Below are 22,351 nucleotides of genomic sequence, written 5' to 3' on the forward strand. Positions count from 1 at the left end.
CGGTACTTCGGCCTGCGCACCCGGGTCCTCGACGACTTCCTGCTCGGCGCCGGTGCCGCGCAGGTGGTCCTGCTGGGTGCCGGGCTGGACTCGCGGGCCTACCGCCTCGCCTGGCCACCCGGCTGCCGCGTCTTCGAGCTCGACCGGCCGGACGTGCTGGCGTTCAAGGAGGAGGTCCTGGCCGGCCTCGGCGCGACGGCGGCCGCGGCGCGCACGGCCGTCGCGGTGGATCTGCGCGACGACTGGGCGGAACCGTTGTGCGGAGCGGGTTTCGACCCGGCCATCCCGGCGGCGTGGCTGGCCGAGGGGCTGCTGCTCTACCTGTCCGCCGACACCGAACGTCGGCTCATCACGACCGTGGACCGGCTCTCGGCGCCCGGCAGCCGCCTGGCGTACGAGGTCAAGCTCCGGGTCGAACACCGCGCCGGCCCGATCTACCGCTGCGCCAAGGAGCAGATCGGCGTGGACCTCACGGCGCTGTTCGACGCCGGGCCACGGCCGGACTCGGCGGAGGCGCTGCGGAACCGCGGCTGGACGGCGTCGGCCCGCACCCCGTTCGACCTCGCGGCGCAGCACGGCGTGGATCTGGTGCCCGAGCGCGAAGACGCCTTGGCGAGCAACCGCTGGGTGTTCGCGGGCAAAGCGCGGCGAACCGGGCCGAAGGGGGCGTCGATGTCGTAGAACTCCCCGCGGTGCACCGGTCCGGCAGCAGGGCGAGGTCGCTGCTCGACGACGATCAGCTTGAGGTTGGAGTCCCGGAAGCCGGCCAGGGGGCCGAGCTATGGGCTACCGTTGTCGGGCACGGATCTTGAAACGTTTCATGCTCAACGAGGAGGCCGGCACGATGAGGAGTTCACCGGGAACACGCCGGATCCGGTTCGCGCTCGCCCTCGTGCTGGCGGCCCTGCTGGCCCTGACCCTGGCCACTCCCGCCGAGGCGCGCTCGTTCACCACCACCGTCACCAACTTCGACGCGCAGGGCAACCAGGTCGTCCGCTTCGACACGCGGGGCAACGCCGTCGACGCGCACGACGGCGAGATCGCCCTCTTCGGCGGCACCTACTACCTCTACGGCACCAGCTACGACTGCGGGTTCGCCTGGCAGGCGACCAGTTCGCCGTTCTGCGGCTTCAAGGTCTACACCTCGCCGGACCTGGTGCACTGGACCGACCGGGGACAGCTCTTCGACGCCACCGGCAGCGTCTGGCAATCCCGCTGCAACGGCGCGACCTACGGCTGCTTCCGGCCGCACGTCGGGTACGACGCGAGCACCCGCAAGTACGTGCTCTGGGTCAACGTCTACGACAACAGCGTCGGCTTCCGGGTGCTCACCAGCGCGAACCCGGCCGGCCCGTTCACCGAGGCCCCGGTGCCGGCGCTGGCCGTGAACAACACCGCCCCGGCGGGCGGGGTCAACAACGGCGACCACGACGTCTTCGTCGACACCGACGGCACCGCGTACCTCGCCTACACCGACTGGCGCACCGGCGGCGACATCGTCGTGGAACGCCTCGCCGCGGACTACCTGACCGGCACCGGGCAGTACACGCGGCTCGGGCAGAGCCAGACCGAGGCGCCCGCCGTGTTCAAGCGCGGCAGTCTCTACTACCTGACCTACTCCGACCCGAACTGCGGCTACTGCGCGGGAACCGGCACGTCGTACCGGACGGAGTCGGACCCGCTGGGGCCGTGGTCGGCGCCGACCAAGATCAGCGGCGACTCCTGCGGCGGGCAACCGGCGTTCGTCTCGGCCATCCCGACGACGTCGGGCACCGCCTACGTCTACGCCAGTGACCTCTGGAACAACGGGCAGCGCAACGAAGCACTCGCGAACTACTACTGGGCACCGCTCGAGTTCACGGCCACCGGCGCCATCACGCCGATGACCTGCCGGAACTCGTTCTCGCTCACCCTGGCCACGGGTGCGGCCGGGCACCAGGACCCGCCGCCCGGCGTGGACCAGGCCGACGGGGTGAGCGGGTTCCGCACCTACTGCGACGTCGGGTCCGGCGTCGCCCGGTTCCAGACGTTCGTCCCGAGCCGGAGCGGGACGCTGTCCGCCGTCTCCTACACCGGCTTCCAGGCCGGGAATCCCGACGCCGGCCTCGAAATCGGCGTCTACGAGGCGACCGCCACGTTCCAGCCGACCGGTGCCGCCCTGAGCTCCACGACCGTGCCCGCCGCACGGATCGGCTGGTCGCCGCGGGACGTCACGGTGGCACCGAACATCGCGGTGACCGCCGGGAAGCGCTACGGGCTGCTGGTCCGTTCGGCGACCACCACCGGCTGCTACGGGCTGGAGTACAACGACTCCAGCCCCTACCCGGGTGGCGGCGAGGCCTACAGCAACGACCACGGCTCGACGTTCCGCGCCGAAGCCGGCCGGTCGCTGAAGTTCTCCACCAGCGTCACCCCGGCGTGAGAGAGCACCTGGCGAGAACGATGATCGCCTATGCTCGGAAGTTGCCACGTCCGGTCCTGCACGGGAGAGAACCGCATGCCGATCCACGACCTCGTCTTCCGGGGCCGGCGCCTCACCAGTGACAACGCGCTGGTGATGGCGATCGTCAACCGGACCCCGGACTCGTTCTACGACAACGGGGTGACGTTCGAGGAGGAGCGGGCGCAGGCGGCGATCGGCCGGGCGCTCGACGACGGCGCGGCGGTGATCGACATCGGCGGCGTCCCGGCCAGCCCCGGCCCCGAGGTCACCGTCAAGGAGGAGATCGCCCGGGTCGTGCCGACCGTCGAATGGGCCCGTGAGCACTTCCCGGACGTCGTGATCAGCGTCGACACCTACCGTGCCGAGGTCGCCGACGCGGTCTGCCGGGCGGGAGCCGACCTGATCAACGACAACTGGGCCGCCTACGAGCCGGAGATCCTGGACGTCGCGGCGGAGTACGGCGCGGGGTACGTCTGCGCGCACGTCGACGGCCTCGATCCGCGCACGGACCCGGTCAAGCCGGTGTACGACGACGTCGTCGCGTCGGTCGTGGCCGACACCGTCGAGCTCGCCGAGCGCGCGGCCGGGCGCGGGGTCCCGCGCGAAGGCATCATGATCGACCCCTGCATCGACTTCTCGAAGAACACCTACCAGTCCCTGACCGTGCTGCGGAACGTCGACAAGCTGGTCGCCACCGGCTGGCCGGTGCTGATGGCGCTGTCGAACAAGGGGGTAGTCGGCGAGACGCTCGACGTCGGCATGGACGACCGGGTCACCGGGACGCTGGCCGCCACCGCGCTCGCGGCCGCGCACGGCGCCGCGATGTTCCGGGCGCACCAGGTCCGCGAGACGCGCCACGTGGTCGAGATGGTCGCGAGCATCGTCGGCACCCGGCCGCCGAAGAACGCGGTGCGGTGGCTGTGAAGCTCCAGCAGATCTGGCCGCCGGCGAGCGTCCGCGAGCTCGGGCTGGACGACCTCGAAGCCCTCTACCGTTTCCCCGACGTCGCGAAGTGGCTGGTCGTCAACTTCGTGTCGAGCACGGACGGCGCGATCACCGTCGCCGGCCGGTCGCGCCCGCTTTCGACCGAGCCCGACCGGGTCGTCTTCAAGCTGGGCAGCGACCTCGCCGACGTCGTGCTGCTCGGCGCCGGTACCGCCGTGATCGAGGAGTTCAACGGCGTCCACCCGGACGAGGAGACCGCGGACCGCCGCCGTCGCCACGGCCTCGAGCCGGTCCCGCCGATCGCCGTCGTCACCACGGGCCGCAGCCTGCCGCCCGACGCGCCGGTGATCACCGGCGCCGCGGTCCCGACGATCGTCATCACCAGCGAGCGGACGCCGGAGAATCAGCGTGACGCCTGGATCGCGGCGGGTGCCGAGGTGATCGTCGCCGGCCAGGAGCACGTGGCGCTCGACCTCGCCGTCGCCGCCCTGACCGAGCGCGGCTTCCGCCGCATCGACTGCGAAGGCGGCCCCCACCTGTTCGCGGCGCTGGCGGAGGCGGGCCTCGTGGACGAGTTCCGCCTGACGGTGGCGCCGTTCCTGGTGGCCGGCACCGCGGACCGCGCGGCGGTCGGCGGTGCGTTCGACCCCCTGAAGCTCGACCTCGACACGGTGCTGACCGACGGCGAGAGCCTGCTGACGCGCTACCTGGTGCCCTAAGGCCTCAGCGGTCCGCGTGCTCACGGGCGGCGACCTCGCGGACGGCCCCGGCGACCGCGCCGAAATCCTTGCGCAGGATCGCGCCGTGGTTGCTCGTGACCTTCGCGCTCACCTCGATGTGCGGGTTGCGGGCGACGGCGGCGTCGAGGCCGGCGCGGATCTTCTCCTGCTCGTCGCCGCGGCTGCCCAGCGACGTGCCGGAGGCGACGACGAACCGCGTCGGGACGGTGATCGCGTCGAGCACCGGGCCGAGTGCACGCTCGCGGGAGAGCACGCCGACCTCGATGTTGCTCTCGGCCTGCTGTTCGGCGCTCATCCGCGGGGCCAGGCCGGTCGGGCGCAGCAGCGGCAGGAACCAGCTCATCCGCTTGAACAGCTTGCGGATCCGCTGCTCCATCGCGTCGTCGAGCCAGTCGTAGGGGAAGGCGCCGTCGACCAGGACCGCGCCGATCGTGCGCTCCGGGTTGCGGGCGGCCCAGTGCGCGCCGACCAGGGCACCGTAGGACCAGCCGACCAGCAGCGCCCGCTCCACACCCCGGGCGGCGAGCACGGCGTCGACGTCGCGGACGGCGACCTCGAAGGAGTAGTCGGCCGAGCGCTTCGACTTGCCGCGGGCCCGCTCGTCGAAGGTGATGTGCCGGAAGCCGTCGCCGAGCTCGGCGACGACCCGGCGCCAGTAGCCCTGGGTGGCGAACTGGCCGTTGAGGTAGACCACGGGGAGGCCGGGCCCGCCGGTGTCGGTGACCGCGAGGGCCGTGTCGTCGATCTCCACCATGCCGGACCAGATCGTGCTGTTCTTCGTCATGGAAGGAACTATCGAAGGCCGCCCTGACACGGACCTGACGCCGCCCTGACACGGCGATCAGACCGCTGTGCCTCCGGAGACCGGCAGCACCACACCAGTCACAAAGGACGCCCGTTCGCTCAGCAACCACGCCGCCGGGTCTGCGGCGGTCTCGAGCATCACGCGCCAGATGGAGCGACTGGAGATCATCGGCACCGAACTGCTGGTTTCGCGCGCGAACGAGCTGGAAGCTCGCTGCAGCGCGGTCGTTGGCCGATTCGCCCGCCTGTGACGCGGCGGACACGAGCGAGGCTGGCGCGCCTCGTCCACCGCAAACCCGGATGAGCGCTCCGCGGATCAGACCGCTGTGCCCCCGGTGACCGGCAGCACGACGCCCGTCACGAAGGACGCCCGGTCGCTCAGCAGCCAGGCGGCCGACTCCGCGATCTCCTCCGGCGCGGCGGCCCGCCCGAGCGGGGTACCCGCGACGATCCGGTCCACGATCCCCGGGTCGTGGCGGTTCCACTCGTCGACCATCTCGGTGAGGGTCAGTCCCGGCGCGATCGCGTTGACCCGGATGCCGGCCGGGCCGTACGTCACGGCCGCCGACTCCGTGATGCTGTTGACCGCCCGCTTGGCCGCGCCGTACGCGGGCAGGGCCGGGTTGCCGATCAGGCTGCCGACGCTGCTGGTGTTGACGATCGCCCCGCCGCCGGTGCGCTGCATGGCCTTCACCTCGGCCGACACCGCGTAGAACACGCCCTTGAGGTTGACCCGCATGACGAGGTCGAAGTCGTCTTCGGGGAAGCCGGCGATGGGGTGCGGGGGGACGCCGACGGCGCCGTTGTTGAACGCGACGTCGAGCCGTCCGTGCCGCTCGACCACGGTGTCCACCGCGCGTTCGATGCTCGCGACGTCGCCCAGGTCGGCGACGACGTAGGACGCGCCGGGCAGGTCTTCGGCGATGGTCTTGAGGTCGCCTTCGGTGCGGGCGGCGAGGACGACCGTCGCGCCCTCCGCCGTGAACAGGCGGGCCGCCGCCGCGCCGATACCCCGGCTGGCTCCGGTGACGAGGGCGATCTTGCCGGACAACATTCCGTTCTGAGTCATGTTTCCACCGTGCGACGACGCCGGGCGCGCTGACAGGCCCTGGCTATACCTGGCAGGGCCGTCGCCCCGGGGTGACACTCGAGGCATGGACAAGCACGCGCTCGGCCGTTTCCTGCGGCTGCACCGGGAGCGGCTGACCCCGGCGACGGTGGGCCTGCCCGCGGCCGGGCCGCGGCGCACGCCGGGCTTGCGCCGTGAGGAGGTGGCCCAGCTGGCGCACATCTCGACGCAGTACTACACGCGCCTGGAGCAGGCCCGCGGCCCGCACCCGTCGCGGCACGTGCTGGCCGCCCTCGGCCGGGCGCTGCGGCTCAACGACGCCGAGCGCGCCCACCTGTACACCCTCGGCGGGCAGCTCGCCGAGCCGCCGGGCCCGTCGGCCGACGTCCCGGACCGGATCCTGGACCTCATCGAGCGGCTGCCGGACACCGCGGCGATCGTGCTCGACGCGAAGTACGACGTCCTGGCCTGGAACCCCCTCGCCGCGGCGCTCCTGGAGGACTTCTCGGCCCGGCCGCGCCGCGAGCGGAACATGATCCGCCGCTACTTCCTGCACCCGGACGCGAGCCGGCGGCACTACGGCATCAGCGGGGGAGGGGACTTCGGGATCTTCGCCGCCGGGCACCTGCGCGCCGCGGCCGCGCGCTACCCGGACGACCCCGCGACCCAGGGGCTCGTGCGCGAGCTGCTGCGCGGCAGCCCCGAGTTCGCCGCGCTGTGGCCGAGCCCCGAGGTCTCCGACCAGCGGCACCTGGTCAAGACCGTCGACCACCCGCAGGTCGGGCCGATTCCCCTGATCTGCGACATCCTCCTGGTGCCGGAACGCGACCAGCACGTCGTGCTCTTCACCGCCGAGCCCGGCACCCCGGCCCACGACGCCCTGCGGCTGCTCTCGGTGGTCGGCCTCCAGCAGCTGACTTAGACCTGGGTGGCGATCAGCTGACGCAGCTCGCCCTCGCCGAGCCCGCCCCAGATGCCGTGCGTCTCCCGGACCGCGACGGCGTGGTCGAGGCACTGCAGCCGCACCGGGCAGCTCGCGCAGATCTGCTTGGCGAGCTCCTCCCGCCGCTTGCGCGCCATCCCGCGTTCGTTGTCGCTGTGGAAGAACACGGCGGCGTCCATCCCCCGGCACGCGCCGCGCATCTGCCAATCCCAGTTCTCGCTGACGACCACCGGAAGCCGGGACACTTCGGACACCGGGACCACATCCCCTCGCGTTTCGGGCCGCGTTCCGGCCTTCGAGCGGCGGTTACCCGGTCGGCGCCCGGATCATCCACGCGGCGGTGAAGATCACCCACGTGTGGTACGCGGGGCCGGCCTCGAGGGTTAAGCGAAGGGTTATTCCCTCGTTGCCCTGCGTGTCCTCCGGGTGGACCATCCCGATCACCTGATCGACGGCGGAAGCGGGTACGCGTCATGCGGATCGAGTCCGACGGGCACAGCCGCGGCAACCCGCGGCTGTACGAACTCGTCGAGAACGCGCCGAAGGAGGGGCCGAGCCCGACTGTCTGGGCCTGGCCCCAGTTGATCGACTTCCTCAAGGTGGCCGGGCAGCCGGTGGCCGGGCCGTGGCCGCCGCACCAGCGGCCGCGGCCGGAGCCCGAGGAGGACACCCTGCCGGTCGCCGTCCCGGACGAGGACTGACGCCGATGTACCCGGCCCGGTTCTCCTACGAAGCGCCGCGCGAACTCGACGAAGCGCTCGCCCTGCTGCACGAACACGGTGACGAAGCGAAGGTCCTCGCCGGCGGGCAGAGCCTGGTGCCGTTGATGAAGCTCCGCTTCGCCGCGCCCGCGCTGCTCGTCGACATCAACAACCTCCCCGGGCTCGACCACCACGAGGTCGACGCCGACGGGAACCTGCACGTCGGCGCGCTGTGCCGGCACGTGACGCTCGAACGGTCCGACCTGCTGCGCGAGAAGCAACCGACCATGGCCGCCGCGGCGCCGCTGATCGCCGACCCGATCGTCCGCAACCGCGGCACGCTCGTCGGGTCGCTGTGCCACGCCGATCCGCAGGGCGACTGGGCGTCGGTGGTGCTGGCCCTGGACGGCTCGATCGTCGCGGCCGGCCCGGCCGGCCGGCGGAGCATCCCGGCCCGGGACTTCGTGCTCGGCCCGTTCCAGAACGCCCTCGCCCCGGACGAGATCGCCGTCGAAGCCGTCATCCCCGCGCCGCGGGGGACGCCGTCCGGCGGGTACCTCAAGCTCGAACGACGGGTCGGCGACTTCGCGACGGTCGGTGTCGCGGTCGCGGTCGACATCGCCGCGGACGGCCGGGTCACCCGGGCCGGGATCGCGCTCACCGGCGTCGGCGGCGCCACCATCGACTGCGCCGACGCGGCCGACGCGCTCCTCGGCCGGTCGCTCGACGCCGAGACGATCGAGGAGGCAGCGAAGCTCGCGGCCCGCGACGCGCGGCCGAAGTCCGATCACCGTGGCAGCGCGCGGTACAAGCGGCACATGGTGCACACCTTCGTGGTGCGCGCCCTGGAAGGGACGACCCGATGACGATCGTGCACGAAGTTCGCGACGAACCGGCCGCCGACGTCCCCGAACGCCGGATCACGGTGACGGTGAACGGCGCCCGCAGGGTCATCGAGTGCGAGCCCCGGCTGCTGCTGTCGCACCTGCTGCGGCAGGGGCTGCGGCTCACCGGCACGCACATCGGCTGCGACACGACCAGCTGCGGCGCGTGCACGGTCCTCGTCGACGGAACGCCGGTGAAGTCGTGCACGATGCTCGCCGTCCAGGCCGACGGCCACGAGGTGACCACCGTCGAAGGCCTGGCGACGGCCAGCGAGCTGCACCCGGTGCAGGAGGGCTTCCGCGAGGAGCACGGCCTGCAGTGCGGGTTCTGCACGCCCGGCATGATGCTCGCCTCGAAAGCCCTGCTGGACCGCGATCCCGATCCGTCCGAAGAGGACGTCCGGTGGGCGCTGTCGGGCAACCTCTGCCGCTGCACCGGGTACCAGAACATCGTCAAGTCGGTGCTCTGGGCGGCCGCGAAACTGCGGTCGGAACGGGAGGACCAGCCGTGACGAAGGCACTCGACGAGGTCAAGATCGGCGGCATCGGCGCCAGCCGCAAGCGCGTCGAAGACAGCCGGTTCATCCGCGGCAAGGGCCGCTACACCGACGACATCGTGCTGCCCGGCATGCTGCACATGGAGATTCTCCGCAGCCCGATGGCGCACGCGCGGATCAAGTCGATCGACACCAGCAAGGCGTGGGAGATCCCCGGCGTCCACTTGGTGCTGACCGGTGAGATGGCGGCGACGCGCAACCTGGCGTGGATGCCGACGCTGTCCTACGACACCCAGGCCGTGCTGGCCACCGACAAGGTCCGGTTCCAGGGCCAGGAGGTCGCCTGCGTCGTCGCCGACGACCCGTACATCGCCAAGGACGCCTGCGACGCGATCGACGTCGAGTACGAGCCGCTGCCGGTGGTCGTCAACCCGGAGCAGGCGCTCGCCGGGGACGCCCCGGTGATCCGTGACGACAAGGCCGGCCAGGACGGCAACGTCATCTACCACTGGGAGGTCGGGGACAAGGCCGGCACCGACCGGGCGTTCGCGAGCGCCGACCGGATCTCCAAGCTGCGCCTGCACTACCCGCGCTCGCACCCGTCGCCGATCGAGTGCTGCGCGTCGGTCGCCGACTACGACCGCGCGACGCAGAAGCTGACCGTGTACATGACCACGCAGGCGCCGCACATCGTCCGCGCTGCCGTCGCCATGATCGCCGAACTGCCCGAGCACATGATCCGGATCGTTTCGCCGGACATTGGCGGTGGTTTCGGCAACAAGGTGCCGGTGTACCCGGGGTACGTCTGTTCGATTCTGTGCTCGATCCTGCTGGAGCGGCCCGTCAAGTGGATCGAGGACAAGTCCGGCAACCTCATCTCGACCGGGTTCGCCCGCGACATGTACCTCGACAGCGAGCTGGCGCTGCGCGAGGACGGGAAGATCCTCGGCGTCCGCATCCACGCCGACGCCGACCACGGCGCGTTCTTCGCCGACGCCCAGCCGAGCAAGTTCAAGATCGGCCTGCTGCACTCGGCGTTCGCCTGTTACGACATCCCGGCGGCGCACCTCACCGCCCGTGGCGTCTACACCAACAAGGCGCCGGGCGGGGTCGCCTACCGCTGCTCGTTCCGCGTCACCGAGGCGATGTTCTTCCAGGAACGCATGGTGCACCAGGCCGCCAAGGACCTCGGCATCGACCCGGCGGAGTTCCGGCGCCGCAACTTCGTGCGCGCGGACCAGTTCCCGTACCGGACGCCGTTCGGGTTCCTCGTCGACTCGGGCCAGCCGGAGAAGTGCCTCGAAGTCGGCCTCAAGGCGATCGGCTACGAGGACTTCCTGAAGCAGAAGGAAGAAGCGCGTAACCGCGGACGGCTGCTGGGCATCGGCATCTCGACGATGACCGAGCCGCTGGGCGCCGGCAACAGCCGCGAGTACGACATCCTCGGCATCAAGATGTTCGACTCCGCCGAGCTGCGGGTGCACCTCACCGGCAAGGCGCTGCTGCGCGTCGGGACGAAGAGCCAGGGCCAGGGCCACGAGACGACGTGGGCGCAGATCGTCAGCCACGAGCTGGGCATCCCGGCCGAGGACGTCACGGTCGAGGAGGGCGACACCGACACCGCGCCGTTCGGGATGGGGACCTACGCCTCCCGCAGCACGCCGGTCGGCGGTGCGGCGATCTCGATGGTGTCGCGCAAGATCCGGGCCAAGGCGCGGAAGCTCGCCGCGCACCTGCTCGAAGTGTCCGAAGAGGACGTCGAGTGGGAGCTGGGCCGGTTCTACGTCCGCGGCGTGCCCGACCGCGGCGTCACCATCCAGGAGTGCGCGATGGCCGCGTACTCGAACATGCCCGACGGGATGGAACCCGGGCTGGAGAACCACGCCTACTACGACCCGCCGAACCTGACCTGGCCGTTCGCCGTCTACATCGCGACCGTCGAGGTCGACCCGGAGAGCGGCGTGTGGGACGTGCTGAACCTCGTCGCCGTCGACGACTGCGGCGTCCGCATCAACCCGATGATCGTCGAGGGGCAGATCATGGGGGGCCTCACCGAGGCCTACGCGATGGCGAACATGCAGTTCATCACCTTCGACGAGGAGGGCAACTGCGTCGGCTCGAACTACCTGGACTACCTGCTGCCCACCGCCTGGGAGACGCCCGGGTTCGAGCTGCACAGCGAGGTCGTCACGCCGTCACCGCACCACCCGATCGGCGCCAAGGGCATCGGCGAGTGCGCGGCGGTCGGCGGGCCGGCGGCGTTCGTCAACGCGGTCATGGACGCGCTCGACGGCACCGGCGTCCGCAACATCGACATGCCGCTGCTGCCGGACCGCGTCTGGCAGGCGCTGCGGACCGGGCAGGACGTCTCGGGCGTGCCGCCGGTCCGGACGGACGACTGATGAGCGGCTGGGACGTCCTGGCCGAGGCGGGCGACCGGGCCCGCCGCGGCGAGGCGTTCGCGCTCGCGACCGTGGTGTGGCGCGAAGGGCCGTCGTCGGGCAAGGAGAGCTGCCGCGCGATCGTCACCGAGGACGGCGAGCTGCACGGCTGGATCGGCGGCGCCTGCGCCGAACCCGTGGTGCTGCGCGAGGCCCGGCAGGCGCTGGCCGAAGGCACGCCCAGGCTGCTGCTCCTCGGCACCCCGGAGCGGTTCGGGACGGTGCCCGCCGGGATGACCGTCGTGCCGATCGCGTGCCAGAGCGAAGGAGCCCTCGAAATCTTCGTCGAGCCGGTCGTCCCGGCTCCGCACCTCGTGGTCGCCGGGCGGTCGCCGCTGGCGCACACGCTGGTCGCGCTGGCCGCGGCGCTGGACTGGCGGGCGGAGCTGAGCGACGACCTCGCGGCGGTGACCGGACAGTCCTATGTGGTCGTCGCGACCCAGGGCCACCACGACGAAGAAGCCCTCGAACGGGCGCTGGCGCGGGACCCGGCGTACGTCGGGCTGGTGGGCTCGCGCCGGCGGGGTGAGGCCGTGCTCGGCTACCTCGCCGACCGCGGGGTGGCCGCCGACCGGCTCGCCCGCGTCCAGGTGCCCGCCGGCGTTGACCTCGGCGCGGTCGCGCACCGCGAGATCGCCGTCGCGGTGCTGGCCGAGCTGGTCCGGCTGCGCGCGGTGCGTCGCCCGGTGCCGGTGGTCGCCGAGTACGCCGTGGACCCGGTGTGCGGGATGACCGTTTCGCCGCGTGATCCCGTCGAGTACGAGGGCGTCGCGTACCACTTCTGCTGCTCCGGGTGCCGGGCCGCGTTCGAGCGCGACCCGGCCGCGTACGCGAAGAAGGAGAGCCGATGCTGATCGAGAACGAGTTCGCGGTCGGGCAGCCGATCGAAAAGGTCTGGCGGTTCTTCGACGACGTCCCGAAGGTGGCCGCGTGCCTGCCCGGCGCGGAGCTGACCGAGGACCTGGGCGAGGAGGCGTACGAGGGCCGCGTGAGCGTCCGGATGGGCCCGGTGGCGCTGAAGTTCGGCGGCATGGCGAAGATCGCTTCCCGTGACGATGCCGCGAAACGCATCGTCGTCGACGCGGCGGGTGCCGACGAGAAGGGCCGCGGCCAGGCGAGCATGACCGTCACCGCGACACTGACGTCGGCCGGCGGCGTGACCCGGGTGCACGTCACCCAGGACCTGCAGGTCTCCGGCGCGGCGGCGCAGTACGGGCGCGGCATGATCGCCGACGTCACCGCGGTGCTGATGCGCGACTTCGCGGCCAACCTGCAGAACGGCATCGACCGCGCCGAACGCGGCGAAGAGGTCACCGGCGCGACGCCGGCCCGCGGGTTCAGCATCGGCCTGCAGGCGACGTTGATGGCGTTGAGACGCGTGTTCCGCCGGTTCTTCCTGCCCTACCCGAGCTCGCCGGCCTGAGGAGGAGACATGGTCCTGTGGTGGATCGGCAACGCCGTGCTGCTGCTGGTCGTGCTGCCGGTGGTGATCGCGCTGCTGAACCGCGTCCTCGCCGCGTGTGAACGGATCCGCGCGGCGACCGACGAGATTCTCGAAGGCGGCGTCGAACTGACCGGGCAGCTGGAGCCGGTGCCGGCGGCGCTCGCGCAGACCGAGAAGACCATCGGCGAGGTCGCCGTCGGCGCCACCCGGTACGCGGGCAGCCTCGCGAAACTGCTGGGTTGAAAGGAGTTCCGTGATGCCGGTCGTCGCTTGGTCCACCCTCGCCATCGCCGCGCTGATCATCCTGTTCGCCGCCGTCGGGCTGCTGCGGGTGATCCTCCACTTGCGACACATCCGCGACACGCTCCGCGCGGTGACGGGCGGCGTGCGGGTCGTCGCCGACCGGACCGCGCCGGTGCCGGCCGCGCTCGGCTCGGTCAACGCGAACCTCAAGCCCGTGCGCGACTTCTGCGAGTCGGTATGAGCACCGGCTGGGTCGTGGGGTTCGTCATCGGGATCGTGGTCGTGCTGGTCGTCGTCGCGCTGGTGGTGCCGATCCTGCTGCTGGCGAGGTCGATCGGCCGCGAGGCCCCGCTGATCGACGACGCGCTGCGCGACGCCGTCCGCAACACCGCACCGCTCGCGGGGCTGAGCACGACCATCGAGCACGCGGACGTGATCGTCGCCGGGCTGCGCCGCGGCCGGACCCGGCTGGGAGGCTGACATGACGGAGTGGTGGATCGCTGTGATCGCCGGTTTCGTGGTCGTGCTGGTGGTGGCAGCGTTGCTGACCGTGCTGATCGTGCTGGTCCGCGCCATCGACCGGCGGGTGGTGACGGTGCGGGACACCCTGGCCGCGGCCGCGGCGAACACGTCGTCGACGTCCCTGATCCCGGAGACGGCCACGCGGGTGGACGCGGTGCTGGCGGAAGGCCTGGAACACCACCTGTTCTTGGGGAGGGCCCGGACATGACACTGCTGGTCGTCTTGACGGTGCTGGACATCGTGCTGCTGATCGCGGGCCTGGCGTTCTACCTGTGGTGGGTGGGTTCGCTGCTGGGCCGTATCGCGGCGAACCTGGAGGAGTGCGCGGAGACGGTCAGGACGATCAACGGCCACGCGGCGCTGATCGTCCCCGGGGTCGCGCACATCAACCGGACCGGGGGAGTGGTGGCAGGCGCCCTGCCGCTGCTGTACGGGATGGCGGAGGACATCGTGACGGGGGCGACGTACACCCCGCCGGAGAAGTCGTTCGTGGCCCGCCCGGCCTCCGGCTCCCGCCGTTCCCGCCTGCACGACGCTGTCGGCTTCGCGCCGCGTTGACCCATTCCGCCCTCTTGACCCGTGCGGCGCTGCTAACGTCCAGACGATGCGGCGACGGTGGTGTGGTCTGACGCTGGTGGCTCTGCTGGCGCCGGCCGCCTGCGGCGGCGGCCGGTCGGGGAACGGCCAGGTGGTGGCACCGACAACCACCGCGGTTCCGTCCACAACGGAGTCCCCGGTGACCACGACCACGCTGCCGACGTCGGCCGCTCCGGACCCCACGACAACGCGGGCCCACACCACGACGGCGACCAGAAGAAGACGACCACCCACCGCCGCACGACCACCCGCCGTCGGCCGGGTTAGCGTCGCGAGCCTGAGTTTCGACTATCGGGGTGTGGCGGCGCGAGACGCACCGCCGAAGGGCCACCGATGGCAGTGACCGGGCGGCGGAGCCGGTGTAACGCCAGGGCCTTGCCGTGGGCGGCGGCTCGGCACAGCGGCGGTCGGGCCGGGCCTGAGCGCGGCGGACACCCAGTTGTTCTGTTCGAATCCGCCACACGGCCACAGGCGCGCAGCCTGCCGAGGCCAGTCGATCCGGTAGCGGACCTCAGTCCGTGTCCGCCGCCTCTTCGGCGTCCCCTTCGTCGAAGGGTTTGTCCGGCGTCGCGTCCGCGATGCCGGACTTCTCCGCCTGCTCGGCGGCGTCCTTGGCTTCCTTGATGTGCTCGCGGACCTCGGCGAGCTCAGGGGGGTGGTCGGTCATGACGGCTCCAAAGGGTTCAGCGGTTCCTGAGCTGCGGTTTCGCCAGGCCCAGTGCGGCGCAGACGATGAGGAACACGGCCACCACCGCCACGATGACCTCGAGGACCGGGATTCTCGTGGCCGCCGTCGCCAGGGTGATGATGCTCGAGACCAGCAGCAGGACTCCGGCCGCCAGACTGAGCCAGCAGAGCGGAACGGTCCGCGGGATGACTTGCCAGCGCGTGGCCATCGCACCTCCTCGATCGGGTCTTCCCGACGAACGTGCCCCGAACCGCGGGTGATCAAACCGCTCAGGGCACGCGCCGCACTTCGGCGCCGGCTCGGAGCGCGCGCGGGATCTCGGCGACGGCGTCGACCGCCGCCAGCAGGCGGTCCACCTCCGCGGCGGACGCGGGCGAGTCCAGCTCCACCCGGTAGCTGATCCCGGTCGACGCCCACGTCTCCGGGTCGAAGCCGCCGCCCGCCGTCACGCGGACGCCGCGAACCTCGATGCCCAGCGGCTCGGCCTCGCGGTACAGGTCGTTGAGGACGCACCCGGCGGCGGCGAGGTTCAGCAGGTGGCCGCCGGTGAAGTCGGTCTCGACGCTCACCCCCGCGGGCGTCCACCGGTGCGGGAACGTCACCCCGCTGACGCTCCGCAGCGAACCGGCCCCCGCCACCACCTCGAACGCCGGCGTCACCGGCTGTGCCCGATCCATTCGTCCTCCCAGGCGTGCTCGTACCGTTCGCGGTTGCAGCGCGGCCGGTACACCGCCGTCAGCTCGCGGACGATCTGCTCGCGGTGCGGCCGCAGCCCGCCCGGCGGATCGTACGTGCAGATGTGCACCTTCCACCGCGAACCCGCCCGGGCGATCCAGCACGGCGCCCGCGGGTGCCGGAACGGGAGGCGCTCGGCGGCGAGGTCCTCGGCCTGCCCGACGTAGATCACGGCGTAGCGGTCCGGGTGGGCTTCGGCGTCGGGACGGCAGAGGACCGCGTAGACGGCCGGGGCCGCGGGCGGGGTCCAGCCGCCGAGCAGGCGGGGTCCCTCGAACGGGTAGCCGGCCGCCGTGCCGAGGCGGATCACGACCGCTCCAGCGCCGGCAGCAGCGCCGCCAGCTCCTCGAGCCCGCGCAGGTCCTGGCCGGAGACGAGCACGTCGACGTGCGGGCGCACCACACTCATCCCGAGCGAATCGCCGCCGGGGTGCGGGTTCGTCCACACGAGACGGTGACACAGCCGGGACAGCCGCTCGGCCGCGCGCGCCAGGACCTCCGGGTCGCCGCGGTCGAGGCCGTCGGAGCAGACGACGACGATGCCGCCGCGGCACCGGCCCCGCCGCCCCCAGGTGGCGACGAACTCGGCCAGCGACGCGCCGATCCGCGTGCCGCCGTCCCAGTCGAAGACGACCTTGGCGGCGCGGTCGAGGGCCTCGTCGACGTCACGGGTGCGCAGCTCGTCGGTGATCCGCGAGAGCCGGGTGCCGAAGCAGAACACCTCGACGTGCGTGGCCGCCCGGCCCGCCGAGTACGCGAACTGCAGCAGGGCGCGCGAATAGTCCGCCATCGACCCGGAGACGTCCAGGATCAGCGTCAGCGGACGCGGCCGCACCCGGCGCCGCCGCCGGTGCAGCCGGGCGGGTTCGCCGAACAGCCGCAGGGTTTCGCGCACCGTGCGCCGCAGATCCGGGATCGGGCCGGTCCGCGCGGGGCGTGTCCGGCGGGTCCGCCGCCGCGGGGGAGTGAGGCGCAGGCGGACGGTCATGCGCCGGATCGCCGCCAGCTCCTCGGGGGTGCAGGCGCCGAACGCCTTGTGCCGCAGGCTGTCCACAGTGGACGCGGCGAGTCCGGCGGCATCGGGGGTCTCCTGTTCTTCGGCCGAGGTCGCGGATTCCGCCAGCGAGAGCACGGCGTCGGATTCCCAGGTGGCGGTGAGGGCGGGCAGCTCCGGGTGGTCGTCCCCGGCGTCGAGGAAGTAGGCGCGGAACACCGTGTCGTAGCGGGCGATGTCTTCGCGGCGGCGCACCAGCGTCACCCGGCCCGCCCAGTAGACGTCGACGAGGTCGGCCGGGTCGAGCCGGGCCGCGGCGCGGCAGTAGGTGAGCACGTCGCCGGTGCCGACCGCGAGCCCTTCGGCCCGCAGCGCGCGCCCGAACCCCACGAGGACCCCGGCGAACTCAGGCACCGGAGGTGAGCTCCGCCAGGTGCTCCCGCACGAGCTCGAGGTCGTCGCGGTCCTTGACCACGGCGCCGAGGGTGTCGGCGGCCGACGCGGGGTCGAGGTCGGCCGCGCCGAGGAAGGTGAGCATCCGCGCCCAGTCCACGGTTTCCGCGACCCCCGGCGGCTTCGCCAGGTCGAGCTCCCGCAGGCGGTGCACGGCGGCGACCACCTTGCGGGTCAGCACTTCGGTGACGCCGGGTTCGCGGACGCGCACGATCTCGGCCTCGCGCTCGGCGTCCGGGTAGTCGATCCAGTGGTAGAGACAACGGCGTTTCAGCGCGTCGTGCAGCTCGCGGGTGCGGTTGGACGTCAGCACCACGACCGGGGGACTGTCCGCGGTGATGGTGCCGATTTCGGGGATCGTCACCTGGAAGTCGGCCAGCAGCTCCAGGAGGAAGGCTTCGAACTCGTCGTCGGCGCGGTCGATTTCGTCGATGAGCAGCACCGCGCCGGCCCCGGCGCGGACCGCGGCCAGCAGCGGCCGTTCCACCAGGAACTTCGGCCCGAAGAGCTGGTCGACGGCCGTCTCAGCGGCCGCCTCGTGCTCCGGCAGGGCCCGGATCTGCAGCAGCTGGCGGGCGTAGTCCCACTCGTAGAGCGCCTGCGCGGTGTCGATGCCTTCGTAACACTGCAACCGGATCAGGCGTTTTCCGAAGACCGCGGCCAGCGTGCGCGCCAGCTCGGTCTTGCCGACGCCGACCTCGCCCTCCAGCAGCAGCGGGCGGTGCAGGGAGACCGCCACGAGCAGCGCGGTGGCGAGGCCGCGGCCGGCGAGGTAACCGCCGCCGCGCAGCGCCCCGGTGAGGCCCGCGACGGAGTCCGGGTAGTCCATCTACCGGTCCGGGCCGAGCACGAGGTCGCGGACCGTCGAGTCACCCAGCTTGCCCTCGCGGGCGAGCCGCGCGCGCCAGGCGGCGGCCGGGTCGTCGTCTTCGGCGAACCGGTCGAAGCCGACGTTCGCCATGCTCTTGCACGACTTCTGCGGTCCGCAGTCGAGGTCCTCTTCGGTCTGGCCGCCGGAACGCCAGACCGCGCGGAGCACCTTCAGCGCGTCGCCGGGCTCGTCCATGGGTGGACGGTAACTCGGTCGGACGCTGGGCCGGGGCGCGGATTAATGGTTCGCTTATCCACGCCTGTATCGGGACCGGGGTCACAGAGAGTATCTGAGCATGACGTTGGGCCAGCTGAACGCGTTCGTGCTGGTGGCCAGGCTGGGTTCGGTCACCGACGCGGCGAAGGCGCTCGGTGTCAGCGAACCCGCGGTGTCCCAGGCCCTGGCCGCGCTGCGTCAGCACCACGGCGACAAGCTGCTCATCAAGCGCTCCGGCGGGATGACGCTGACCGCGGGCGGCAGCCGGCTGCTGCCGATCGCCTCGCAGATGGTCGCGCTCGGCGCCGAGGCGGACGCCGCCGTCCGGCAGGCCAACGGTGTCGCCGCGCGGCTGCGGCTCGCGGTGACCAGCGAGATCGCCGAGTTCGTCGCGAACCCGCTGCTGGAGGCGTTCCGCAGACGCGCGGGGAACACGATCGACGCGAACGCCGGCGTGGCGCGCACGGCCGAGCTGCCGGTGCTGGTCGCCAACCGCCTCGCCGACGTCACCCTCGGCCCGCAGCTGAGCGCGGAAGGCGGGCAGGACCTCGACAGCGTGCCGATCTTCCGCGGCTCGCTGGTCGTGGTGGGTGCCCCGAACGCGCGCCACCAGGGCGGTCCGGCGCACTGGCCGTGGCTGCTCGACCCGGCGGGCGCCGACCCCGGCAGCGACACCGGGCGGCTGCTGCGCGCCCTCGGCGTCGCGGACGACGCGATCCAGGTGTTCCCCAACCAGACGGCGGCGTGGTCGGCCGCGGCCAGCGGCGGCGGGGTGTCGGTCGCGCTGGAACACCTGGTGGCGCCGCAGTTGCGCCGCAAGGAGCTGGCGGTGGTCCCGACCCGCGCGACCCCGGTGCCGGCCTGCTGGTTCGTGACGACGCTGCCGACGGACCGCCGCACCGGCGCGGCCAACTCGCTGCGGCACTTCCTCGGCACGCCGGGCGCGATGCACGTCATGCGGGCGCCGGGCAGCGGGGTGCCGCCGTCGCGGTTCCGGCCGCCGGTGTACGTGACGATCTGGAGCTGACGGCGTTCCACTGGCCGGAACACCGGGCTGTCCCGCGAGCCGGGCCGGTGCGACGGTCGGAGCATGGCTCCCGTGATGGCGGCGATCGTCGGCCCCGGCAACATCGGCACCGATCTGCTGGCGAAGCTGCGACGCAGTGAAGTTATCGAAGTCGGTTACGTCGTCGGCGTGGTCGAGTCCGACGGGCTCGAACGCGCTCGCGCGCAAGGGATCGCGGCCTCCGCCGAGGGCGTCGACTGGCTGCTGCGGCAGGATCCCCTGCCCCAATTGGTGTTCGAGGCGACGTCGGCGAAGGCGCACGCCGCCAACGCGCCGCGGTACGAGGCCGCCGGCATCCAGGCGATCGACCTGACCCCGGCGCACCTCGGCCCGATGGTGTGCCCGCCGGTGAACCTCGGCGCGCACCTCGACGCCCCGAACGTCTCGATGATCACCTGCGGCGGCCAGGCCACGATTCCCATGGTGCACGCGGTTTCCCGGGTGACGCCGGTGCCGTACGCGGAGATCGTCGCTTCGGTGGCTTCGCGCGGCGCGGGCCCCGGAACCCGGGCCAACATCGACGAATTCACCCGCACGACGTCGGGCGCGGTCGCCGAAATCGGTGGCGCCGGGCGCGGCAAGGCGATCATCATCCTCAACCCGGTCGAGCCGCCGATGATCATGCGGGACACGGTGTTCTGCGCGATCGGGATCGACGCGGACCGTGACGCGATCACGGCGTCGATCCACGAAATGGCCGACGAGGTCCGCAAGTACGTCCCCGGTTATTCGCTGCGTGCCGACCCGCAGTTCGACGACGCGCGCGAGGAGTGGGACGGCAACGCGCGGGTCGGGATCTTCCTCGAGGTCCGCGGCAACGGCGACTACCTGCCGGAGTACGCCGGGAACCTGGACATCATGACCGCCGCGGCCGCCCGGGTCGGCGAGCTGATGGCGCGCGCGAAGCAGGAGGTGCTCGCATGAGCCGGCCGGTTCTGAAGCACGACGTCCGGATCGTCGACACGACCCTGCGCGACGGCAGCCACGCCATGGCGCACCGCTTCACCGAGCAGCAGGTGCGCGACACGGTGCGCGCGCTGGACCGCGCCGGTGTCGAGGTGATCGAGGTGACCCACGGCGACGGCCTCGGCGGATCCTCGTTCACGTACGGGTTTTCCGCCGTCGACGAGCTGAAGCTGATCGCTGCGGCGCGCGAAGAAGCGAAGCAGGCAAAGATCGCGGTGCTGCTGGTACCCGGCATCGGCACGGCCGAGGACCTGCAGCGCGCGTTCGACGCGGGCGCGGGGATGGTCCGCGTCGCGACGCACTGCACCGAGGCCGACGTCTCGCCGCAGCACTTCGGCCTGGCCCGCGAACTGGGCATGGAGACGGCCGGGTTCCTGATGATGGCGCACCGCACGCCGCCGGAGGACCTGGCGAAGCAGGCCCGGATCATGGTGGACGCGGGCTGCCAGGCGGCGTACGTCACGGACTCGGCGGGCGCGCTGCTGATGCACGAGGCCCGCGCAAGATTCGAGGCGCTGGTAGCCGAGGTCGGCGACCAGGCCTGGGTCGGGTACCACGGGCACCAGAACATTTCCCTCGGCGTCGCGAACTCCGTGCTGGCTTACGAAGCCGGAGTTCGCTACATCGACGGGTCGCTCTGCGCCCTCGGTGCCGGGGCGGGCAACTCGCCGACGGAAGTGCTCGCGGCGGTGTTCGACCGGCTGGAGGTCGACACAGGCCTGGACGTCGCGGGCCTGCTGGACGCGGCCGAGGAGATCGTCCGCCCGTACCTGCAGCGCTGGCCGAAGATGGACCGCAACGCGGTCGTCCAGGGCTGGGCCGGGGTGTACTCGAGCTTCCTGCTGCACGCGGAGCGCGCGGCGGAGCGCTACGGCGTGCCCGCGCAGGCGATCCTGCGCCGCTGCGGGGAACTCGCGCTGGTCGGTGGCCAGGAGGACATGATCATCGACGTCGCGGTGCAATTGGCTGCGGAAGGATAGGCAACCGGATCCGGGGTTCGCGCGTGGTGGCGGCATCGACACTGCGACGACTCAGAACCGGAAGGCCGCCGAGCCGGAGATCGTGACCTTCCGTTCTGGTGACCCTACGTCGCGGCATCGTTCGTGCAGCGGGTCCTGCTGCCCGGTGGTGGGGCGTCACCCTCGGAGGGGGCATGGCCCAGGTCCGCTGGGGCAGCTCGCCGTGCTGTGGTTGTTCGCGCCGCTGTTCTCGCTCCTGGCGGCGCTCACCGGCGGCTAGCGAAGCGGTCCAGCGCGCCGAGCGTCCAGGCGCGCTTCACCGGGCTGCCGCGGTGCCCGGAGTGGTCGTCGATCAGCAGTTCCGAGCCCGGCCATGCCCGCGCCAGCTCCCACGCCGTCGTGACCGGGCAGCTCAGGTCGAGGCGCCCGTGGACCAGCACGCCCGGGATGTCCGCCAGCCGCCCGGCGTCGCGGATCACCGCGCCTTCCTCGAGCCAGCCCGCGTGGGCGTAGTAGTGAGCCGTCAGCCGGACGAACGCCATCATCGCGTCGTCCGGCGGTCCACTGTGGACGCGCGGGACGGCGCCCGGTTCAAGGGACAGCACCGTGTCTTCCCACTCGCGCCAGGCGAGAGCCGCGCGATCCCGCTGGGCCGGGTCCTCCAGGAGCCGGACGTAGTCGGCCACGACGTCGGGGGAGCCGCCGCTGAACCGATGCCACGCCTCCGGGAAGAACCGGCCGACCCCGCGGTAGAGCCAGTCGATCTCGGATCGGCGTGTCGTGCTGATCGCGCTGAGCACGATCTCCGACACCCGGTGCGGATACCGCTGGGCGTAGACGAGCGCGAGGGTCGTGCCCCACGAACCGCCCGTCAGCAGCCAGCGTTCGACGCCGAGGTGCTCGCGGAGCCGTTCCAGGTCGGCGACCAGGTGCTCGGTGGTGTTGTGCGCCAGCGACGTCGCCGGGTCGGCGGCGTGAGGGAGGCTGCGGCCGCAGCCGCGCTGGTCGAGCAGCACCGCGCGGTAGCGGGCCGGGTCGAACACCCGCCGCATGCCCGGCGCGCAACCCTGGCCGGGCCCGCCGTGCAGCATCACCGCCGGCTTGCCGTCCGGGTTGCCGCAGGTCTCCCAG

At 72.0% G+C, this 22,351-nt stretch carries 30 protein-coding genes; 19 read left to right on the forward strand and 11 right to left on the reverse strand.

What is annotated here, in order from left to right; genetic code table 11:
- From ACGFMK_RS44595 to ACGFMK_RS44610, 4 genes are all read left to right on the forward strand, one after another.
- The coding region (locus ACGFMK_RS44595; RefSeq protein WP_392776626.1) for an SAM-dependent methyltransferase at positions 1-681 on the forward strand (681 nt) is incomplete at its 5' end.
- 163 nt (positions 682-844) lie between these two features.
- The gene (locus tag ACGFMK_RS44600) at positions 845-2,422 is read left to right on the forward strand and encodes a family 43 glycosylhydrolase (RefSeq protein WP_392776629.1); all 1,578 of its coding nucleotides are present in this window, start codon (positions 845-847) and stop codon (positions 2,420-2,422) included.
- A gap of 75 nt (positions 2,423-2,497) precedes the next feature.
- Positions 2,498-3,367, forward strand: a complete 870-nt coding sequence (gene folP / locus ACGFMK_RS44605; RefSeq protein WP_392776632.1) for a dihydropteroate synthase — start codon at positions 2,498-2,500, stop codon at positions 3,365-3,367.
- Complete coding sequence (locus ACGFMK_RS44610) at positions 3,364-4,107, forward strand: pyrimidine reductase family protein (protein ID WP_392776701.1); 744 nt, start codon at positions 3,364-3,366, stop codon at positions 4,105-4,107. Before folP ends, ACGFMK_RS44610 begins: the two co-directional genes overlap by 4 nt.
- A gap of 4 nt (positions 4,108-4,111) precedes the next feature.
- Here the strand turns inward: ACGFMK_RS44610 and ACGFMK_RS44615 are convergent, their stop codons facing one another.
- Entirely contained in the window at positions 4,112-4,912 is an 801-nt protein-coding gene (locus ACGFMK_RS44615; RefSeq protein WP_392776635.1) for an alpha/beta fold hydrolase, read from the reverse strand.
- Positions 4,913-5,248: 336 nt separating this feature from the next.
- Positions 5,249-6,001, reverse strand: coding sequence for an SDR family NAD(P)-dependent oxidoreductase (locus tag ACGFMK_RS44620; protein ID WP_392776638.1), 753 nt, complete (start codon positions 5,999-6,001; stop codon positions 5,249-5,251).
- An 85-nt stretch (positions 6,002-6,086) separates the two neighbouring features.
- Here ACGFMK_RS44620 and ACGFMK_RS44625 point away from each other — a divergent pair, with 85 nt between their 5' ends.
- Complete coding sequence (locus ACGFMK_RS44625) at positions 6,087-6,923, forward strand: helix-turn-helix transcriptional regulator (RefSeq protein ID WP_392776641.1); 837 nt, start codon at positions 6,087-6,089, stop codon at positions 6,921-6,923.
- On the opposite strand, the gene ACGFMK_RS44630 is transcribed toward ACGFMK_RS44625, so the two are convergent.
- Positions 6,920-7,198, reverse strand: a complete 279-nt coding sequence (locus ACGFMK_RS44630) for a WhiB family transcriptional regulator (protein WP_323330982.1) — start codon at positions 7,196-7,198, stop codon at positions 6,920-6,922. The two genes, ACGFMK_RS44625 and ACGFMK_RS44630, sit on opposite strands and share 4 nt — an antisense overlap.
- 219 nt (positions 7,199-7,417) lie before the next feature.
- On the opposite strand from ACGFMK_RS44630, the gene ACGFMK_RS44635 reads away from it, so the two are divergent.
- From ACGFMK_RS44635 to ACGFMK_RS44685, 11 genes are read left to right on the forward strand one after another with little or no spacing between them, the layout of a single operon-like run.
- Positions 7,418-7,645 carry a hypothetical protein gene (locus tag ACGFMK_RS44635; RefSeq protein ID WP_392776644.1) on the forward strand — a complete coding sequence of 76 codons (228 nt, stop codon included), beginning with the start codon at positions 7,418-7,420 and terminating at the stop codon, positions 7,643-7,645.
- Positions 7,646-7,650: 5 nt separating this feature from the next.
- Positions 7,651-8,511, forward strand: a complete 861-nt coding sequence (locus tag ACGFMK_RS44640) for an FAD binding domain-containing protein (RefSeq protein ID WP_392776647.1) — start codon at positions 7,651-7,653, stop codon at positions 8,509-8,511.
- Positions 8,508-9,041: a (2Fe-2S)-binding protein gene (locus ACGFMK_RS44645; RefSeq protein WP_392776650.1), complete on the forward strand. Its 534-nt coding sequence runs from the start codon at positions 8,508-8,510 to the stop codon at positions 9,039-9,041. Before ACGFMK_RS44640 ends, ACGFMK_RS44645 begins: the two co-directional genes overlap by 4 nt.
- Positions 9,038-11,428: an aerobic carbon-monoxide dehydrogenase large subunit gene (locus ACGFMK_RS44650; protein ID WP_392776653.1), complete on the forward strand. Its 2,391-nt coding sequence runs from the start codon at positions 9,038-9,040 to the stop codon at positions 11,426-11,428. Before ACGFMK_RS44645 ends, ACGFMK_RS44650 begins: the two co-directional genes overlap by 4 nt.
- Entirely contained in the window at positions 11,428-12,321 is an 894-nt protein-coding gene (locus ACGFMK_RS44655) for an XdhC family protein (protein WP_392776655.1), read from the forward strand. The genes ACGFMK_RS44650 and ACGFMK_RS44655 overlap by 1 nt, the downstream gene beginning before the upstream one ends.
- Positions 12,315-12,890 (forward strand): SRPBCC family protein, encoded by a 576-nt coding sequence (locus ACGFMK_RS44660; RefSeq protein WP_392776658.1) that lies wholly within the window; start codon positions 12,315-12,317, stop codon positions 12,888-12,890. Before ACGFMK_RS44655 ends, ACGFMK_RS44660 begins: the two co-directional genes overlap by 7 nt.
- A 9-nt stretch (positions 12,891-12,899) precedes the next feature.
- On the forward strand, positions 12,900-13,154 hold the full coding sequence (locus tag ACGFMK_RS44665) for a hypothetical protein (protein WP_392776660.1): 255 nt from the start codon (positions 12,900-12,902) through the stop codon (positions 13,152-13,154).
- A gap of 13 nt (positions 13,155-13,167) precedes the next feature.
- Positions 13,168-13,395: a hypothetical protein gene (locus tag ACGFMK_RS44670; protein ID WP_392776663.1), complete on the forward strand. Its 228-nt coding sequence runs from the start codon at positions 13,168-13,170 to the stop codon at positions 13,393-13,395.
- On the forward strand, positions 13,392-13,634 hold the full coding sequence (locus ACGFMK_RS44675; RefSeq protein ID WP_392776665.1) for a hypothetical protein: 243 nt from the start codon (positions 13,392-13,394) through the stop codon (positions 13,632-13,634). Before ACGFMK_RS44670 ends, ACGFMK_RS44675 begins: the two co-directional genes overlap by 4 nt.
- Before the next feature lies 1 nt (position 13,635).
- Positions 13,636-13,884 (forward strand): hypothetical protein, encoded by a 249-nt coding sequence (locus ACGFMK_RS44680; protein ID WP_392776668.1) that lies wholly within the window; start codon positions 13,636-13,638, stop codon positions 13,882-13,884.
- The gene (locus tag ACGFMK_RS44685; RefSeq protein ID WP_392776670.1) at positions 13,881-14,234 is read left to right on the forward strand and encodes a hypothetical protein; all 354 of its coding nucleotides are present in this window, start codon (positions 13,881-13,883) and stop codon (positions 14,232-14,234) included. The genes ACGFMK_RS44680 and ACGFMK_RS44685 overlap by 4 nt, the downstream gene beginning before the upstream one ends.
- Before the next feature lie 550 nt (positions 14,235-14,784).
- Here ACGFMK_RS44685 and ACGFMK_RS44690 read toward each other — a convergent pair.
- The 7 genes from ACGFMK_RS44690 to ACGFMK_RS44720 form a co-directional block, all read right to left on the reverse strand.
- Entirely contained in the window at positions 14,785-14,940 is a 156-nt protein-coding gene (locus ACGFMK_RS44690; protein ID WP_392776672.1) for a hypothetical protein, read from the reverse strand.
- 16 nt (positions 14,941-14,956) lie between these two features.
- Positions 14,957-15,169, reverse strand: coding sequence for a hypothetical protein (locus ACGFMK_RS44695; protein ID WP_392776675.1), 213 nt, complete (start codon positions 15,167-15,169; stop codon positions 14,957-14,959).
- A 61-nt stretch (positions 15,170-15,230) separates the two neighbouring features.
- A complete protein-coding gene (locus ACGFMK_RS44700; RefSeq protein ID WP_392776677.1) occupies positions 15,231-15,638 on the reverse strand; it encodes an OsmC family protein in 408 nt (135 codons plus the stop codon).
- Positions 15,617-16,006 carry a hypothetical protein gene (locus ACGFMK_RS44705; protein WP_392776679.1) on the reverse strand — a complete coding sequence of 130 codons (390 nt, stop codon included), beginning with the start codon at positions 16,004-16,006 and terminating at the stop codon, positions 15,617-15,619. Before ACGFMK_RS44705 ends, ACGFMK_RS44700 begins: the two co-directional genes overlap by 22 nt.
- Positions 16,003-17,103, reverse strand: a complete 1,101-nt coding sequence (locus tag ACGFMK_RS44710; RefSeq protein ID WP_392776682.1) for a VWA domain-containing protein — start codon at positions 17,101-17,103, stop codon at positions 16,003-16,005. The genes ACGFMK_RS44705 and ACGFMK_RS44710 overlap by 4 nt, the downstream gene beginning before the upstream one ends.
- Positions 17,096-17,971: an AAA family ATPase gene (locus ACGFMK_RS44715; RefSeq protein ID WP_392776684.1), complete on the reverse strand. Its 876-nt coding sequence runs from the start codon at positions 17,969-17,971 to the stop codon at positions 17,096-17,098. The genes ACGFMK_RS44710 and ACGFMK_RS44715 overlap by 8 nt, the downstream gene beginning before the upstream one ends.
- On the reverse strand, positions 17,972-18,208 hold the full coding sequence (locus ACGFMK_RS44720; RefSeq protein ID WP_392776687.1) for a hypothetical protein: 237 nt from the start codon (positions 18,206-18,208) through the stop codon (positions 17,972-17,974).
- 100 nt (positions 18,209-18,308) lie between these two features.
- Here ACGFMK_RS44720 and ACGFMK_RS44725 point away from each other — a divergent pair, with 100 nt between their 5' ends.
- From ACGFMK_RS44725 to dmpG, 3 genes are all read left to right on the forward strand, one after another.
- Entirely contained in the window at positions 18,309-19,256 is a 948-nt protein-coding gene (locus ACGFMK_RS44725) for a LysR family transcriptional regulator (RefSeq protein WP_392776689.1), read from the forward strand.
- Between the two features lie 63 nt (positions 19,257-19,319).
- On the forward strand, positions 19,320-20,219 hold the full coding sequence (locus ACGFMK_RS44730; RefSeq protein WP_392776692.1) for an acetaldehyde dehydrogenase (acetylating): 900 nt from the start codon (positions 19,320-19,322) through the stop codon (positions 20,217-20,219).
- Positions 20,216-21,241, forward strand: a complete 1,026-nt coding sequence (gene dmpG / locus ACGFMK_RS44735) for a 4-hydroxy-2-oxovalerate aldolase (RefSeq protein ID WP_392776695.1) — start codon at positions 20,216-20,218, stop codon at positions 21,239-21,241. Before ACGFMK_RS44730 ends, dmpG begins: the two co-directional genes overlap by 4 nt.
- 245 nt (positions 21,242-21,486) lie before the next feature.
- Here dmpG and pip read toward each other — a convergent pair.
- The coding region (gene pip, locus ACGFMK_RS44740) for a prolyl aminopeptidase (protein WP_392776698.1) at positions 21,487-22,351 on the reverse strand (865 nt) is incomplete at its 5' end.

Origin of the sequence: Amycolatopsis sp. NPDC049252 (genome assembly GCF_043197175.1) — a bacterium.
Taxonomy (GTDB): domain Bacteria; phylum Actinomycetota; class Actinomycetes; order Mycobacteriales; family Pseudonocardiaceae; genus Amycolatopsis.